The organism is Umezawaea endophytica (genome assembly GCF_025061645.1).
GTDB lineage: Bacteria > Actinomycetota > Actinomycetes > Mycobacteriales > Pseudonocardiaceae > Umezawaea > Umezawaea endophytica.
Genome location: NZ_JANYMP010000010.1, coordinates 23,731 through 37,670 on the forward strand (window position 1 = coordinate 23,731; position 13,940 = coordinate 37,670).

Below are 13,940 nucleotides of genomic sequence, written 5' to 3' on the forward strand. Positions count from 1 at the left end.
TCAGTTTGCTCTGGTGAGGGGGCGGTGGGGTGGGGATTTTGGCTCGCATGGCGATCAGCCGCCGTGGTGCGGGGGTGAGCGGGGCGGCGGTGGTGGCGCTGAGGTGTTCGGGTGGCGTGCTAGGTGGTAGTTGGGTGTGGTGGCGTTGGCCTGCCGGGTGAGGTGAGGGCGGCGGCTGTGGTGCCCAGGTGTTCGGCTAGCGCGGCGGCGGCAGCGTCGCCTTGGCGGCTCAGTGCCAGTTGTTCGAGCCGCAGGTGTTCGGCGTCGGCGTCGCGGGTGGGGGTTTTGGCGGCTGACCAGCGGCGGGAGAGTTCGCTGGCGGTCCACATCCGTTCGAAAACGTCCAGCAGGACGTCGTTGCCGCACGCTTCGAGCAGTGCCCGGTGGAACTCGTGGTGGGCGGCGGCCCACGCGTCCGAGTAGTGGACGTCGTCGTGCTCGTATGGCGGTGTGCCCGCGAGCCGGTGGTGGGCGGCGCGGACGCGCGTCTCCCACTCCAGGTCGCCGCGGCCGATCGCCATGCGCAGCATGGTCGGCTCGACCGCCGCCCGCGCCTCGGCGATCACCTGCCACCGCGCGTCGCCCGCGGCGGGGACCACGAAGCCCCGGTTCGGCAACCGCTCGGCCAGCCCCTCGCCGACCAGACGCAGCAGGCACTCCCGGATCACCGCGAGGCTCACCACCTGCTCGTTGGCGATCTCCTGCGGCTTCAACGCCTGCCCAGGGCGGAACCGGCCCCGGAGAACCTCCGCCCGCAGCGCCTCGTAAGCCCGCGCCGACGGCCCGGCGTCATCCCCTCGTTCTCGCATAAAGTCGATACTAGCGCCGATAATCGATTATCGCTACCGTAATCGATGAAACCGCCACCATCGAGGAGTCATCAGATGACGATCAACGATCCGTTCGCGCGCCTGCCGGAGGTGCCGAGCTTCACCGTGACCAGCACCAGCGTGGAGGACGGGAAGCCGCTGCTGCCCGCGCAGCTCTCGGGCTTGTTCGGCGTTCCGGGCGGTCAGGACGCGAGCCCGCAACTGTCCTGGTCCGGCGCCCCGGACGGCACGAAGGGCTACGCCGTCACCGTCTACGACCCGGACGCGCCCACCATGTCCGGCTTCTGGCACTGGGCGGTCGCCAACATCCCGGCGACCGCCACGTCCCTGCCGGAAGGAGCGGGCGACGACACCGGCTCGGGCCTGCCGACCCCGGCGTTCCAACTCCCCAACGACGCCCGCGCCCCCCGCTTCATCGGCGCGGCCCCGCCGGCAGGGCACGGCGAGCACCGCTACGTCATCACCGTCCACGCCCTCGACGTCGAGGACATCGGCATCCCGACCGACAGCACGCCCGCACTGCTCGGATTCACCATGACCACTCACATCCTGGCCCGAGCCACCCTCACCGCGACCGCCGAAACCCCGGCGGCTTGAGGACCGGCTTGGTGAACTCGCGAGCCGTGGCGGGGGAAGTGCTCGCCGTGGCCGCCGAAACTCCGGTGGTGTGGGGGCCGGGTGGCGGGCGTTCAGCCGCTTGGCCCGGTGACCGCCGAGCCCCCCAAGCCCAACCGCCGGGGTGAGCCGGGCGGCGCGTGATCGGTCGCCCGGCTCAGCGGGTCAGCCGACGGTGAACGTGGTCGTGGTGCCGGTGAACGCGGTGATCCGGCCGGTCCAGCCGCTCTTCCAGTCGCCGTTGTGCACGATCCGGTACGTCCCCGCCGGGGTCCCCACCGGGATCGTCCACGTGATCGTGGCCTCCGAGTTGGCCACGCCGGAGCGGCGCCACTGGTAGCGCGTCGACCAGTCGCCGTCGTCGGCGTGCCGGGTCCACTGGCCGTTCACCTGGCGCTGCACCTCCAGGAAGGTCCCGTTGCGCCGCAGGTTGTTCTTCGGGTGGCCGGTCACGAACACCGACGTGACCGTCTGCCCGCTCGTGTACGACGCGGCGGGCTGGGTGAGGACCTGGCCGAAGGTCTGGCCCGGTGCCGTGTCGTCGAACACCACGCCGGTTTGCAGGTTCAGGTCGGTGAACGGCGGCTTCGTCGGCGTCGGGCCTGCCGCCGCCGGGGTGCCCGCGCGCATCGACGCGGCGAGCGCGGCGAACTCCTGCTGGTACGCGGGGGTCGTGTTGCGGCCGAACAGGGTCGAGCCGCCCTCGTACTGCTGGAGGTCGTACTCCTCCGGCGTGGTGACGTACTGGCTGTAGTCGTTGGCGTACCCCTGGATGAGGACGGCGTCCAGGGGTACGCCCAGCTCGGCGGCGACGGTACGACGGATCCGCAGGCCCGCCGTGATCGTCACCTCGCCCGGCACGGCCACCAGGTGGAGCTGGCCGATGCGGACGATCTGGAGCGGCACGACGTTCGGCGTCGCCTGCACGAGACCGGTCGGGACCAGGGACGCCTTCGGGTACTGGCAGTCCTTGAGCCACTGCGGGACCGGGATGTTCAACGGTTCCAGCAGGGTCTTGATCGGGCTCTGCATGCCCTCGGTGAAGCCGGGGAGCGCCGGGCCGTCCTCGACGCTGCCCGCGAGCGTGGACGCGCCGACGACGCCGGAGCACGTGGTGCCGGGCTGCCCGTCGGTGGTGAAGCGGCCGTCGACCGCGACCGCGCCCATGTCGACGAAGCGCGTGCGGGAGTCGACGCCGCCGGTCACCTCGGTCTGCGGGCCGGAGAAGATCTGCTGCGCCTTGCGGTTCTGCCGTTCGCCGATGATCCGGGTGTTCTCGACGTAGTCCTCGGTCGGGCCGGAACCGGGGCGCAGGTTCAGGTTCGGCGACATGTCGCCCGCGTTGGTGTTCGGGAACGCGGCGACGAAGCCGGAGCCCTCGTCCAGGTAGCGCACGCCGGAGTCGTCGTGCTCCCACTGGTAGGACGCGTAACCCTTGTTGTCCGGGCTGATCAGCGTGTTCTCGCCGACCATGGACGTGTTGTGGGTCGCGAACCAGCTCACCGCGCCGACGTCGGCGGTGCCCTGCCTGAACTTCAGCACGGTCATCGCGGGGTCGATCGCGGCGGGGAAGAACGCTTTGTCCGCCGCGGGGTTCCGCTCGAACGCCACCCGCGAACGGTTGACGCTCGCGTTCGTCAGCTCACCTCGCCCGAGCGACAGCGATCCGGGCTTGAGGTCGTCGTGGGCCTCGACGATCGACTCGACGATGCCGCTGGTGATCGCCTCCAGCGTCTGCGGCTGCATGCCGAGGATCGACAGGTTGTAGGCGAGGTTGTGCGAGTAGCCGCCGGGGCCCGCGTGGGTGTGCGTCGCGGACAGCAGCAGGTTCTCCCGCGTGTACAGGTCGCCGTAGCGCGCCTGGAGCTTGCCCAGCACGCCCTCCTGCACGGCGCGGAAGATCATCGCCAGGTCGGCGTTGACGTACGCGACCCGCTTGCCGTTGGCCCGGTCCACCACGACGTAGGCGCGGGAGCGCTGGCGCTGGTGGATGCCGGTCGTCTTCTGGTCGAAGTCCGAGTACCCCATCATGCCGTTCTCGGCGGCCGGGCCGGTCACGTCGGAGATGCCCCGGCCGACGAGGTAGGGCTCCGGACCCGCCTGCGCGGCGGGCTGACCGGCGAGCACCAGCAGCCCCGCGATCGTGGTCATCACCGTCAGAACGGCTGAACGCCGCGTGGCTCGCACAACTCACTCCCCGAGGTACGTGAAGCAGATTCATGTTATTCGGACCGTAGGTGATCCACGACACCCCGGCAAGCGCTGGAGCCCGGCGACCGGGTGAAACGGCGGATCGGTCCCGTCGGTCCGCCCGGATCCGTACTTCCGCCGGACTTGCCCCCTCCTCCTTGTCACGGGCGCCGTGCGGCGGTTCCCTGGCACACGGTCCCGTCGGAGGTGGGAGTGCGGATTCACCTGCTGGGCCCGCTGCGGGTCTGGCGGAACGGACTCGAACTCGACCTGGGACCGCCCGGTCGACGGGCGGTGCTCGGGCTGCTGGTGCTCGCCTCGGGCGGGCAGGTGTCCAGGGCCGACCTCACGGCCGCGCTGTGGGGCGACCACCCGCCCGCGAGCGCGACGAACGTGCTCCAGACGCACGTCAAGCACCTGCGGCGGCTGCTGGAGCCGGACCGCGAGGCGCGCGGCCGCAGTGAGGTCCTGCCCTACGTGAACGGCGGCTACGCGGTGCGGGTGGACGCCGTCGACGTCGACCTCGACGGCTTCCGGAGGCTCGTCGGCGAGGCGGCGGAGGCTGACCGGGCGGACGATCCCGCGAGCGTGGCCGCGCTGCTGGGCGAAGCCCTGTCCCTCTGGCAGGGGCCGCCGCTGGCCGACCTCACCATCCTCGCCGAGCACCCCGGCGTGGTGGCGCTGGCCCAGGAACGGCGGACGGCCGTCGTCAGGTACGCCGAGGCGGTCATCGCGGTCGGGCGGGCGGAGGAGGCGCTGCCGGTGCTCACCCGTGCCGCCGCAGAACACCCGCTGGACGAGCACCTGCACGCGTGGCTGATCCGCGCCCACCGCGCGGCCGGACGCCGGGCGACGGCGTTCGAGGTCCACCGCCGCATCCGCGAACGGCTCGTCGAGGAACTGGGGGTGGAGCCGGACCCGGAGCTGACCGTCGCCCACCTGGAACTGCTGAAGGACGACGACCCGCCTGATCCCGACCGCGCGCAGGCGCGCCGGTCCGCCCCGTCGCAACTGCCCGCCGACGTGGTCGGCTTCACCGGGAGGACCACCGAGCTGTCCAGGTTGGACGGTCTGCCGACCGCGCCGGGCTCTCCCGCGGTGGTGATCTCCGGGACGGCGGGCGTCGGCAAGACCGCGCTGGCGCTGCGGTGGGCGCACCGCGTGCGCGACCGCTTCCCGGACGGCGTGCTCTACGCGAACCTGCGCGGCCACAGCACCGAACCGCCCGTGCGGCCCATCACCGTCCTCGCCCACTTCCTGGTGTCGCTCGGCACGTCCGCCGACCAGGTGCCGGTCGACCCGGAGTCCGCCGCGGCGCTGTTCCGGACGGAACTGGCCGACCGCGAGGTGCTGCTGGTGCTGGACAACGCGGCGAGCGCGGACCAGGTCCGCCCGCTGCTGCCCGGCGCGGACGGCTGCCTGGTGGTCGTGACCAGCCGGGACCGCATGGTGGGCCTGGTCGCCACGAACGGCGCCCAGCAGGTGCCACTCGACGTGCTGCCGCCCGAGGACTCCCTCCGGCTGGTGGCCACCCTGCTGGGGCGGGAGCGGGTCGAGGCCGAACAGGCCGCCGCCGCGGAGTTCGTCCGGCTGTGCGCGCACCTCCCGCTCGCGCTGCGGATCGCGGCCGCCAAGCTCGCCGACCACCCGCGCCGCGCCATCGCCGACCACGTCGCCGAACTGCGGGCGGGCGACCCCTTGGCCGCGCTGGAGGTGCCGGGCGACGAGCAGGCCGCCGTGCGCACCGCGTTCCACCTCTCCTACGCGGCGCTGCCCGAGCGGGCGCAGGGGCTGTTCCGCTCGCTGGGCCTGGTGCCGGGCGCGGACGTCAGCGGCGCGGCGGTCGCGGCGCTCCTCGGCGTCGACGGCCACGAGGCCGCGCCGTGGCTGGACTTCCTCACCAGGGCGCACCTCGTCGAGGAGCACCTGCCCGGCCGCTACCGGTTCCACGACCTGCTGCGGCACTACGCGGTCGAACTGGGCCTCCTGCGGGACGACCCGGCCGACCGCGACCTGGCGGTGGGGCGGCTGCACGACTGGTACCTGCGCGAGGTGGACGCGGCGGCCCGCGTGCTCTACCCGCACATGCTCCGGCTGCCGGGCGAGCACGTCGGCGCCGTGGCCGAACTGGACACGGCGGCGAACGCGAGGAAGTGGCTGGACGTGGAGCGCGGCAACCTCGTGGCGGCCATCCGGCACGCGGCCGACCACGGGCCGCGGCGGACCGCGTGGCTGCTCGCCGACTCGCTGCGCGGCTACTTCTGGCAGTCGCAGCACAGCGTGGACTGGGCCGCCACCGGCGGTGCCGCCCTCAAGGCCGCCCACGCGGACGGCGAGGCCCGCGCGGAGGCCGCGGCGCTGCTGAGCCTCGCCGACCTGGACTTCCGGCTCAGCCACTACCGGTCCGCCGTCGAGCACTACACCCGAGCGCTGGTGCTGGCCAGGCGGACGGGGTGGAGCGAGGGCCACGCCGCCGTGCTCGGCAACCTCGGGTGCGTGTACTGGCAGTACGGGCTGCTGCCGAAGGCCGTCGTGCACCTGGACCGCGCGCTGGAGCTCAGCCGGACGGCCGGTCAGCAGGCGGGCCAGGCCGTCGCCGTCGGCAACCTCGGCCTGGTGCACTGGCAGTGGGGGAGGCTGGAGCGGGCGGCGGACCACTACTCCAGGGCGCTCGACCTGTACCGCCGGATCGGGTCCCGCTACGGCGAGTCGATCAACCTCGGCAACCTGGGCCAGGTCCGCCACGCCCAGGGTCGGACGGCGGAGGCGGTGAGCCTGCTGCGCTCGGCACTGGCCATGCACAGCGAGGCGAGCGCGCGGTACGGCGAGACCGAGTCGCACAACCACCTCGCCGCCGTCCTGAGCGACACCGGCCACGACGGGGAAGCACTCGACCACGCCCGGACGGCACTCGACTGCGCCTACGCCATCAGGGACCCCCGCGCCGAAGCCGAGGCCCTGATCACGCTCGGCGACATCCGCCACCGGCTCGGCGACCGCGCCGAAGCCGTTCGCCACCACCGCCGCGCGCTGGAACTGGTCCGCCGCACCGGCGACCGCTACCCCCAGTTGGACGCCCTGCTCGGCTTAGCGGTCGCCGGTGCGGACCTGACCACCGCACGGGAGGTGCTCGCGCTGGCCGAGCAGGCGCGCTACCGGGCGATCGTGGGCAGGGCGCTGACCACCATCGCGGATCTCCTGCTGACGAGAGGAGATCCCGGCGCCGCCGTGGAACAAGCGCGCGCCGCCATCACCGTGCAGCGTGGGACGGGCCACCGCGTGAGCGAGGCCCGCGCTCAGGTGGTGCTCGGCCGCGCCCTGCGGGCGACGGCGGGCACCGGGGTTCGGACGGCGTGGGGTGAGGCGCTCGCCGTCTTCGACAGCGCCGGGATGCCGGAGGTCGAGGAAGTCCGCGACCTGCTCGCCGATCAGCGGACGGATCGCGTCCGCGCTACCCGGTGAAGAGGTGGGCCGGGATTCGGTGAGCTTTCGGGTGAGGGGCCGACCGCGGTGGTCGACCTCCGGCATCTCGGGTCGCAGCGGTGGACCGGCCGGTCACCGCTGAGCTGTCGGCCCCGATCCGGCGGTGGGGGACCGGGGCCGGGTGGCACTACGGCTCGATCCCCACCGTGCCGCTGTCCACCTCGTGGTCGCCGTTCGGGTGAACGACGACCACCGCCCACGGGTTCACGTGGCGGACCTCGACCTCCTTGGCGCGGCAGGCGAAGTCGCCCATGCTGAAGGTCTCCCACGAGCCGTCGCCGCGAGGCGTCCGGGTCTCCTGCGCGCCCTGCCACGTGCACGTGCCGTCCAGGGCGGTGCCCTCGGCCCGCTGCGTCAGGGAGGTGACGGTCGTCCCGTCACCGCACCAGGACACCGTGTGGAGGTAGGTCCACGGGTGCTGGCCCGCGGTGACCCGCGCCGACGTCGTCCAGCACTTCGCTCGCGCGTCGGCGGTGTCGCCCGCCGCCTGCGCCGCGGGCGCCGTCGCCGCGAGCACCGCCAGTGCCGCGATCGTCCGTCTCATGTGCTGCCTCTCCTCACATCGCTGGTGGGACGCGGGCCGGAGCCGCGTGCGACCCCGGCTCCGACCCGCGAGACCGTGGGGCCGGTCGACTTCCACCGCGACGCGGAACCCGTCGGGATGGACCGGGTCGCCGTCCGGGTCGCACCCGCTCCGGCCTGCTCGGGGACCACGGGCGCCGAGGCCGTCAGCACAGCGATCATCCTGTCCTTGGGGTTCGCCACGACCGCTCCTTCGGGAAGGTGTTCTCGGTGTACCCGGAGAACGTTAGGGAGCCGGGTTGAACAGGCACTGGACGTCGACTGGACGCCCGCGCGGGTGCTACCCGGCGCGGTCCCGCACCAGGACGGTGGTCGCCGCCAGCACGAACAGGCCCACCGCCAGGAAGCTCAGCGACGGCACGAGGTAGTGGTACAGGACTTCCCCAGGGTGGTCGAACCTCAACGGGAGGACCGCGGCGACCGCCGCCGTCGTCACCCACGACGCCGCGATCCCCAGGCCGAGCCCGACCCGACCCCGGACGAGGACCAGGAGCAGGGCCACCGCCAGCCCGGCCGCCGTGGCCAGCAGCACGTCGACCCGCTGCTGGGCGACGACGGTGTCGAGGGTGGCGGGCCCCACGAGCCACAGCCGCGGCCCCGCCACCAGCGCGACGGCCGCGGCGGTCACGGCGAGCAGGCGCAGTCGGACACCCCCGCTCCACCACCAGATCCCGGCGGCGACGGCGAACTGGCCTGCCAGGAGCACCCAGGAGGGCACCAGCAGCACGTACTCCAGGACGACGTCCCAGCCCGCGACGCCGAGGAGCGCCACGTACCTCTGGAGCGGGGTGATGGCGCCGATGAACAGGACCGCGACCAGCGGCCCCGTCCACCGGGGTGCCGGTCCGCCGCGGTGCCGCCCGTGCGCGGCGGACGCGCCCGCGCACAGGCCCGCCGTGCCGACGAGCGCGACCGGGAGGATGAGCCACCACGAGGCGGCTGAGACGCCCTCCCACGGGACGCCGCCCCCGGTCAGTGCGAGGGCGAGGCCCAGCAGCGCCCCCAGCGGCAACCCGAGCGCGGCCACCAGGCGGGAGCGCCACGGGCGGTCGTCGCCCACCCCGGCCGCCTGCCAGACCGTTGTGCCCCAGGCGTAGCCGAGCAGCGCGCCAGGCACCAGCGCGACCGCCACGTCGGCCAGGTGGACGGCCAGGACGGGATCGGGGACCGCGGTGAACAGCGGCGCGACGAAGTACACCCCGACCAGCAGGACGTTGCCCGCCAACGCCCCGAAGGCGAGGCCCTCGACGCCGCGGGCGTGCCCGCCGCGCCCGTCCTCGTCCAGCGCGGTGAGCCGCCGCGCGGAGGTGGGGTGCAGGGCCGTCAGCCCGCGCACCCGCGACACCGCCGCGTCACGTCCGCGCCCCAGGAGCGCGGCGAGCGCGGCGCGGTCACCGCCCTGGCGGGTCGAGAGCAGGTCCGCTTCGTGCTCGCGGGACCGCAACACGTCGCGGGACACGAACCACACCAACGCCATCAGCAGCACGGACCGGATCACGTAGTCGCGGTTGGCCGCGCTCCACAGGTAGTGGTCGGCACCGGGGTCCCGTGCCGTCAGGCCCAGCGCCAGGTCGACCACCAGCGGCAGGACGAGGATCACCGGGGTCGCCCACCACACGCCCCTGGTGAGCCAGACCCGGCCGACGTCACCGGCGACCACGTGGGCGCACTCGTGGCGCAGCAGCGCGTTCGCCTCGGCCGCCGGGAGCGCCAGCACCCCGTTGGGCAGCACGACCCTGGTCCGGCCGCGGACCCGCACGGTGAACGCCTCGCGGGTCGCCGAGGCGAACTCGACCAGCGGCACGTCCCGGCCACCCATGGACCGCACCGCGTCGGCCGCCGCGCGCTGCCAGTGGTCACCCGCACGGCGGACCCGACCGACCCGGCCGTGCAGCCGCGCGGGCAGCACGCGCAGCAGCACCGCCCCGACGAGCACCGCGACCAGGCCGACACCCGCCGACCAACCGATCCGCAGCCGCTCGGCGGGCGCCATGCAGAGGTCGAGGCGCTGGGCGTCCGCCACCTCGGACCGGCAGGCCCGCGCGGCCGTGAACCACCCGTCGTCGACCTGGAAGTAGAGCTGGGTCCCGGCGTAGACCGCGGCCATGACCGGCACCCCGATCAGCAGCGCGTAGCGCGCGCGGGTCGACCCCACCGCGCGGGGTAACGCGGGGTCGTTCACTCCGGTCGGCCGATCTCCCGGTGGCCGCCCTCGGCCAGTTCCGCCACCACGTGCCGGGCCACCGTCCGGGCGGTCTGCTCGTCGGCGCCCAGGACGACGAGGTTGACGGTGATCGTCGTGACGACCCGCTCGCCCTCGGGGTCGGCCGCGCTCACCGGGTCCTCGCCGCCGCGACGGCGGGCCCACGCCTGTTTCAGCCACCGCTGCACGGAGTCGACCGCGCTGTCGGCCGCCTTCTCCACCACCACCCCGGCGACCACACCCGCGGCCGTCAGCACGTACGGGGTGATCGCCGCCAGCTCGATCCCGATGCCCACCGGCGCGTCCAACCGGACGCCGCGCACCGTGCCGTCCGGGTCGGCCTCGTAGTCGAGCAGGATGTCGTCGAACGCCTCGGACTCGGAGTCGAAGTGCTGCCGCACCACCGCGCGCGCCACGTCCACCGCCTCGCTCGGCAGCGGCACCGGGGGAGCGGTCGGGTTTCGCTCGGGCATCGACGTCCTCCAACGGGTCGGGGGAGCGCGGAGCGCCCCGCGTCAACCCGATAGGTCGTCGGAGATCACCGATTCGTTAGTCCTCACCGGTGGGGCGCCTGCGCCGGTGATGTCCACTTCGGACGGTCAGTCGCGGTCGGCTGGAGGGAGGAACGCGTCGATCATGGCCGCCGCGCGCTTGGCCGAGTCGAAGATCGCGGCGCCCTTCGACCGGTCGCCGTCCAGGTGCGCCAGCATCTCCAGGCCGAGGTAGAAGGCGAGGATGGTCATGGCCACCTCCCGCTTGGGGATGAACAGCGCCAGCGGGGTGCCGTCGAGGAACCGGCCGATGAGCTGCTCGGTGAACTCCTCCCACCGGTCGATCTCCGCGCGCACGCCCTCCGCCAGACCGCTCGACCGCGCCGCGCCCGCGACGAGCTGCTGCACCGCGGCTATGTGCCCGGTGGCGATGTCCTCCTCGTACAGCTCGCGCAGCGTCTGCAACATCTCCGCCGCCTGGTCGAGGTGGTCGGTGCGTTCGAGGTAGCGCGCCATGCGGAGGTCGCTGCTGTGCCGCATCGCGGCGAGGAACAGGTCGTCCAGGTCGTCGAAGTGGTAGTAGATGACGCCCGGCGCGAAGCCGCCCGTCGTGGCGATGGCGCGCGCGGTGGTGGCGGGGAAGCCCTGTGCGGCCAGGGTGTCGATGACGGCGCGCAGGATGCGGTCGCGCGCCTCGGCTTTGCGGGTCATTGCCGCCAACCTTAAGGGGCCTCACGGCACCCTGCGGGGCCGGACTCCCTCACTGGCCAGTAACGGGTCGAGCCTGCGGCCCAGCTCCGCGAGGTGGTGGCTGGGAACCGCCGGGTACAGGTGGTGTTCGAGGTGGTAGGTCAGCTCGAGGAACACCGCCGGGATGATCCGGCCGCGCAGGGTGCGCGTCTGGGTGAGCGGGGTGTCGCCGAAGTCGTGGTGCGGCAGGTACACCGTCAGCAGCGGGTACACCCAGCTCCCGACGATCGCCATCGCCGCGTAGACCAGCACCGCGGGCGTCGTCTCCCAGAGCGCCACGCCCGCCGCCAGCGTGAGGACCGGACCGCTCGCCTCGACGACGAGCCAGGCGCGCTGGGCGCGGTCGCCCGCCGCCCGGCGGAATGCCCAGCGCCACAGGCCGACCAGGAACACCGGCCCGTAGAACACGGCGCCCAGGAACGACAGGTGCGCCGGGTAGCCCTCCGGGTCGTCCTCGTGCGGGAAGATCCGGTGGTGCTGCACGTGCGTCGCGCGGTAGGCGTGGCCGCTCTCCAGCAGCACCAGCCCGCAGAGGAACAGCGCCCACTCGGTGCCCCTCGGGCCGAGGCCGATCGACCGGTGCACGACGTCGTGGGTCACGGTCACCACCGCGACGAAGATGCCGAACATGACGACCGGGGTCAGCCACCACACCCACGGCGACGAGTGCGCCCACCACGCCGTGAGCGCGAAGAGCGCGACGCCGACCGGCGGTCGGGCCAGCGCCAGCACCCGCCTGCGCCGGTTCGTGACGAGCAGGTCCGGGCCCAGCTCGGTCAGGGACGGTTTCACGACGACCTCACCTTCGACCGGCGGGCGGTCCGCGCGACCCCGTCGGCGACGATTCGACTGCCCAGCACGCAGGCCACGGTGCCGAGTCCCGGCCACGTCGAGTCGCCGACCAGCCAGAAGCCGGGGACGCCCAGGTCGTGCGGAACAGCGTGCTGGTTGCTGTTGGCGGGGGACTGGCGGACACCGCCGACCGCGCCGCGCGGCCGGGAGGTGAACCTCTCGTACGTGCGGGGCGTGCCGACCTCGCGCACCACGGCGGCTTCCGCGAGGCGCGGGTACGCGCGCCGGGCCTCGGCGACCAGCAGGTCGCCGAGCGCGTCGCGGCGGCGGGCGTGCTCGACGTCGTCGAGGCCTTCCCAGTCCGCCAGTTCGGTGTGGGTCGACAGCATGACCGTCCGGAACCCCGCTGGCGCGCTGGCGGTGTCGCCGGGCGCCGACACGGACACGAACATGTTGTTCCCGTCGCCCAGCCCGGTCCGGTACGACCGCAGGAGTTGGTGGTGGGTCAGGGTCTGGTCGGCGACCTCGGACTCCGGCACGCCGAGGCAGACGACCACGGCGCCACCGAGGTCGCCCGCGTCGCGGCGCAGGAACGGGTGCAGCGCGGCCCGGACCCCGGCCACGTCGCTGAGGTCCGCCGTCGTGGAGGCTGGCAGGGCACTGACGACCTGGCCCGCGCGCACGGTCCCCCGTCCACTGTGGACGACGAAGTCGTCGCGGGAGCCGGTGATCCGCTCGACCCGCCACCCGGCGCGCAGGTCGCCGCCGAGTGACCGGTAGTGCGCGACGACGGCCTTCCAGAAGCCGTGCATCCCGCCCGTCGCCCTGGTGAGCCCGGCGCCCCTGATGGTGATGCCCAGCGCGGCGTTCACCAGCGGGGCCCGGTCGACGGTGCTGTGCACGGTGTCCTCGACGAGCATCGACAGCAGGCCGACCAGCGCGTCGTCGTCCCGCAGGCCGTGCCTGCGCAGAGCGCCGCCGAGCGTCTCGCCGACGTGCCGGGCCAGCGGCAGGTCCAGCGGGCGCAGGGCGCGGGCGTTGTGCAGGACGTCGCCGAGGGTGCGCATCGGCATCCGCACGCCCGCGCGGCTGGCCTGCCAGAACGTGCCCGCCAGCCGGTCGAGCAGCGCCCAGAACGCGCGGTGGCGCTCGGTGTCGCCGAACGCCCGCAGCCGCTCGGCGTGCCAGTCCCGCTGGTCGCGGTGCAGCACGACCGTGCGGTCGGGCAGCCAGGCGACGTAGCCGGGCAGGCTCTCGCCGTCCAGCGGTGGCATGCCGACGGTCTCGAAGAGCTCGGCCCCGACGCCGCCCGGCTCGAAGTCGACCAGGGTGGTCGCGCCGACGTCGAAGCTGAACCCGCGACGGCGGTAGTAGCCCGCGCACCCGCCCGCGTGGCCGTGCGCCTCCAGCACGACGGTCGACAGGCCGCGCGCTTGCAGCCGCAGCGCCGTCGCCAGTCCCGCCAGCCCACCGCCGACGACCGCGACGTCGTACTCGCGCCCGTCCAGCGGCGCCCGTCGTTGAACGCTCGTTCTGAACATTCGTTCAAACTAGCGGGCGGCCGGGGATCGGGCAATGGCGAGGACGTGCCATCAGGCGGTGTACCGCGCGGCGATCAGGTACGACAGGCCGCCGAGCAGCGTCGTGGTCAGCCACAGCGGGAGCGGGACGGGTATGACCAACCCGCTCACCATGAGGACGATCCAGCCGGTCAACGAGAACACGACGCTCCCGATCCCGGCGGCGACGCCCGGCTTCTCGACGCCGAGCCAGAGCAGCACCGGCCACGGCAGCAGCCAGCTCACCACCGGCACCAGGGGCAGCACGAGGATCCAGCCGAGGTCGCAGAAGGGGAGAGTCCCATCGCACCCGCTCGTGGCCGCCTGGAAGGCGGACCACCAGCCGAACCCCAGGGCCGCCCCCACCGCCGTGATCCAGACGTAGCGCCACTCTTCTCGCTCCATGACCGGAGTTTCTTGGACCACGAGGTGGTGGAACTTCGGT

11 protein-coding genes are annotated in these 13,940 nt (G+C 73.4%); 2 read left to right on the plus strand and 9 right to left on the minus strand.

Annotated elements, in window-relative coordinates:
* Window positions 1-119: 119 nt before the first annotated feature.
* Window positions 120-809, minus strand: coding sequence for a GntR family transcriptional regulator (locus NZH93_RS21170; protein ID WP_259624889.1), 690 nt, complete (start codon window positions 807-809; stop codon window positions 120-122).
* A gap of 75 nt (window positions 810-884) precedes the next feature.
* On the opposite strand from NZH93_RS21170, the gene NZH93_RS21175 reads away from it, so the two are divergent.
* Window positions 885-1,427, plus strand: a complete 543-nt coding sequence (locus NZH93_RS21175; RefSeq protein ID WP_259624890.1) for a YbhB/YbcL family Raf kinase inhibitor-like protein — start codon at window positions 885-887, stop codon at window positions 1,425-1,427.
* A gap of 183 nt (window positions 1,428-1,610) precedes the next feature.
* Here the strand turns inward: NZH93_RS21175 and NZH93_RS21180 are convergent, their stop codons facing one another.
* Window positions 1,611-3,596 (minus strand): neutral/alkaline ceramidase, encoded by a 1,986-nt coding sequence (locus tag NZH93_RS21180; RefSeq protein WP_259624891.1) that lies wholly within the window; start codon window positions 3,594-3,596, stop codon window positions 1,611-1,613.
* A gap of 252 nt (window positions 3,597-3,848) precedes the next feature.
* Between NZH93_RS21180 and NZH93_RS21185 the strand changes: the two genes are divergently transcribed.
* Window positions 3,849-7,097 carry an AfsR/SARP family transcriptional regulator gene (locus NZH93_RS21185; protein ID WP_259624892.1) on the plus strand — a complete coding sequence of 1,083 codons (3,249 nt, stop codon included), beginning with the start codon at window positions 3,849-3,851 and terminating at the stop codon, window positions 7,095-7,097.
* 148 nt (window positions 7,098-7,245) lie between these two features.
* On the opposite strand, the gene NZH93_RS21190 is transcribed toward NZH93_RS21185, so the two are convergent.
* The 7 genes from NZH93_RS21190 to NZH93_RS21220 form a co-directional block, all read right to left on the minus strand.
* Entirely contained in the window at window positions 7,246-7,662 is a 417-nt protein-coding gene (locus NZH93_RS21190) for a hypothetical protein (RefSeq protein ID WP_259624893.1), read from the minus strand.
* Window positions 7,663-7,980: 318 nt separating this feature from the next.
* Window positions 7,981-9,882, minus strand: coding sequence for a M48 family metalloprotease (locus NZH93_RS21195; RefSeq protein ID WP_259624894.1), 1,902 nt, complete (start codon window positions 9,880-9,882; stop codon window positions 7,981-7,983).
* Window positions 9,879-10,376, minus strand: coding sequence for a hypothetical protein (locus NZH93_RS21200; protein ID WP_259624895.1), 498 nt, complete (start codon window positions 10,374-10,376; stop codon window positions 9,879-9,881). Before NZH93_RS21200 ends, NZH93_RS21195 begins: the two co-directional genes overlap by 4 nt.
* A 126-nt stretch (window positions 10,377-10,502) precedes the next feature.
* On the minus strand, window positions 10,503-11,105 hold the full coding sequence (locus NZH93_RS21205; RefSeq protein ID WP_259624896.1) for a TetR/AcrR family transcriptional regulator: 603 nt from the start codon (window positions 11,103-11,105) through the stop codon (window positions 10,503-10,505).
* Between the two features lie 21 nt (window positions 11,106-11,126).
* Window positions 11,127-11,936 carry a fatty acid desaturase gene (locus tag NZH93_RS21210; RefSeq protein WP_259624897.1) on the minus strand — a complete coding sequence of 270 codons (810 nt, stop codon included), beginning with the start codon at window positions 11,934-11,936 and terminating at the stop codon, window positions 11,127-11,129.
* Window positions 11,933-13,477, minus strand: coding sequence for a phytoene desaturase family protein (locus tag NZH93_RS21215; protein WP_259624898.1), 1,545 nt, complete (start codon window positions 13,475-13,477; stop codon window positions 11,933-11,935). Before NZH93_RS21215 ends, NZH93_RS21210 begins: the two co-directional genes overlap by 4 nt.
* A gap of 51 nt (window positions 13,478-13,528) precedes the next feature.
* Window positions 13,529-13,900: a hypothetical protein gene (locus tag NZH93_RS21220; RefSeq protein ID WP_259624899.1), complete on the minus strand. Its 372-nt coding sequence runs from the start codon at window positions 13,898-13,900 to the stop codon at window positions 13,529-13,531.
* Window positions 13,901-13,940: the final 40 nt, after the last annotated feature.

Coding starts and splice junctions, on each gene's coding strand:
- NZH93_RS21170 (WP_259624889.1), bottom strand. CDS start 809: ATGCGAGAACGAGGGGATGACGCCGGGCCGTCGGCGCGGGCTTACGAG.
- NZH93_RS21175 (WP_259624890.1), top strand. CDS start 885: ATGACGATCAACGATCCGTTCGCGCGCCTGCCGGAGGTGCCGAGCTTC.
- NZH93_RS21180 (WP_259624891.1), bottom strand. CDS start 3,596: ATGACCACGATCGCGGGGCTGCTGGTGCTCGCCGGTCAGCCCGCCGCG.
- NZH93_RS21190 (WP_259624893.1), bottom strand. CDS start 7,662: ATGAGACGGACGATCGCGGCACTGGCGGTGCTCGCGGCGACGGCGCCC.
- NZH93_RS21200 (WP_259624895.1), bottom strand. CDS start 10,376: ATGCCCGAGCGAAACCCGACCGCTCCCCCGGTGCCGCTGCCGAGCGAG.
- NZH93_RS21205 (WP_259624896.1), bottom strand. CDS start 11,105: ATGACCCGCAAAGCCGAGGCGCGCGACCGCATCCTGCGCGCCGTCATC.
- NZH93_RS21215 (WP_259624898.1), bottom strand. CDS start 13,477: ATGTTCAGAACGAGCGTTCAACGACGGGCGCCGCTGGACGGGCGCGAG.
- NZH93_RS21220 (WP_259624899.1), bottom strand. CDS start 13,900: ATGGAGCGAGAAGAGTGGCGCTACGTCTGGATCACGGCGGTGGGGGCG.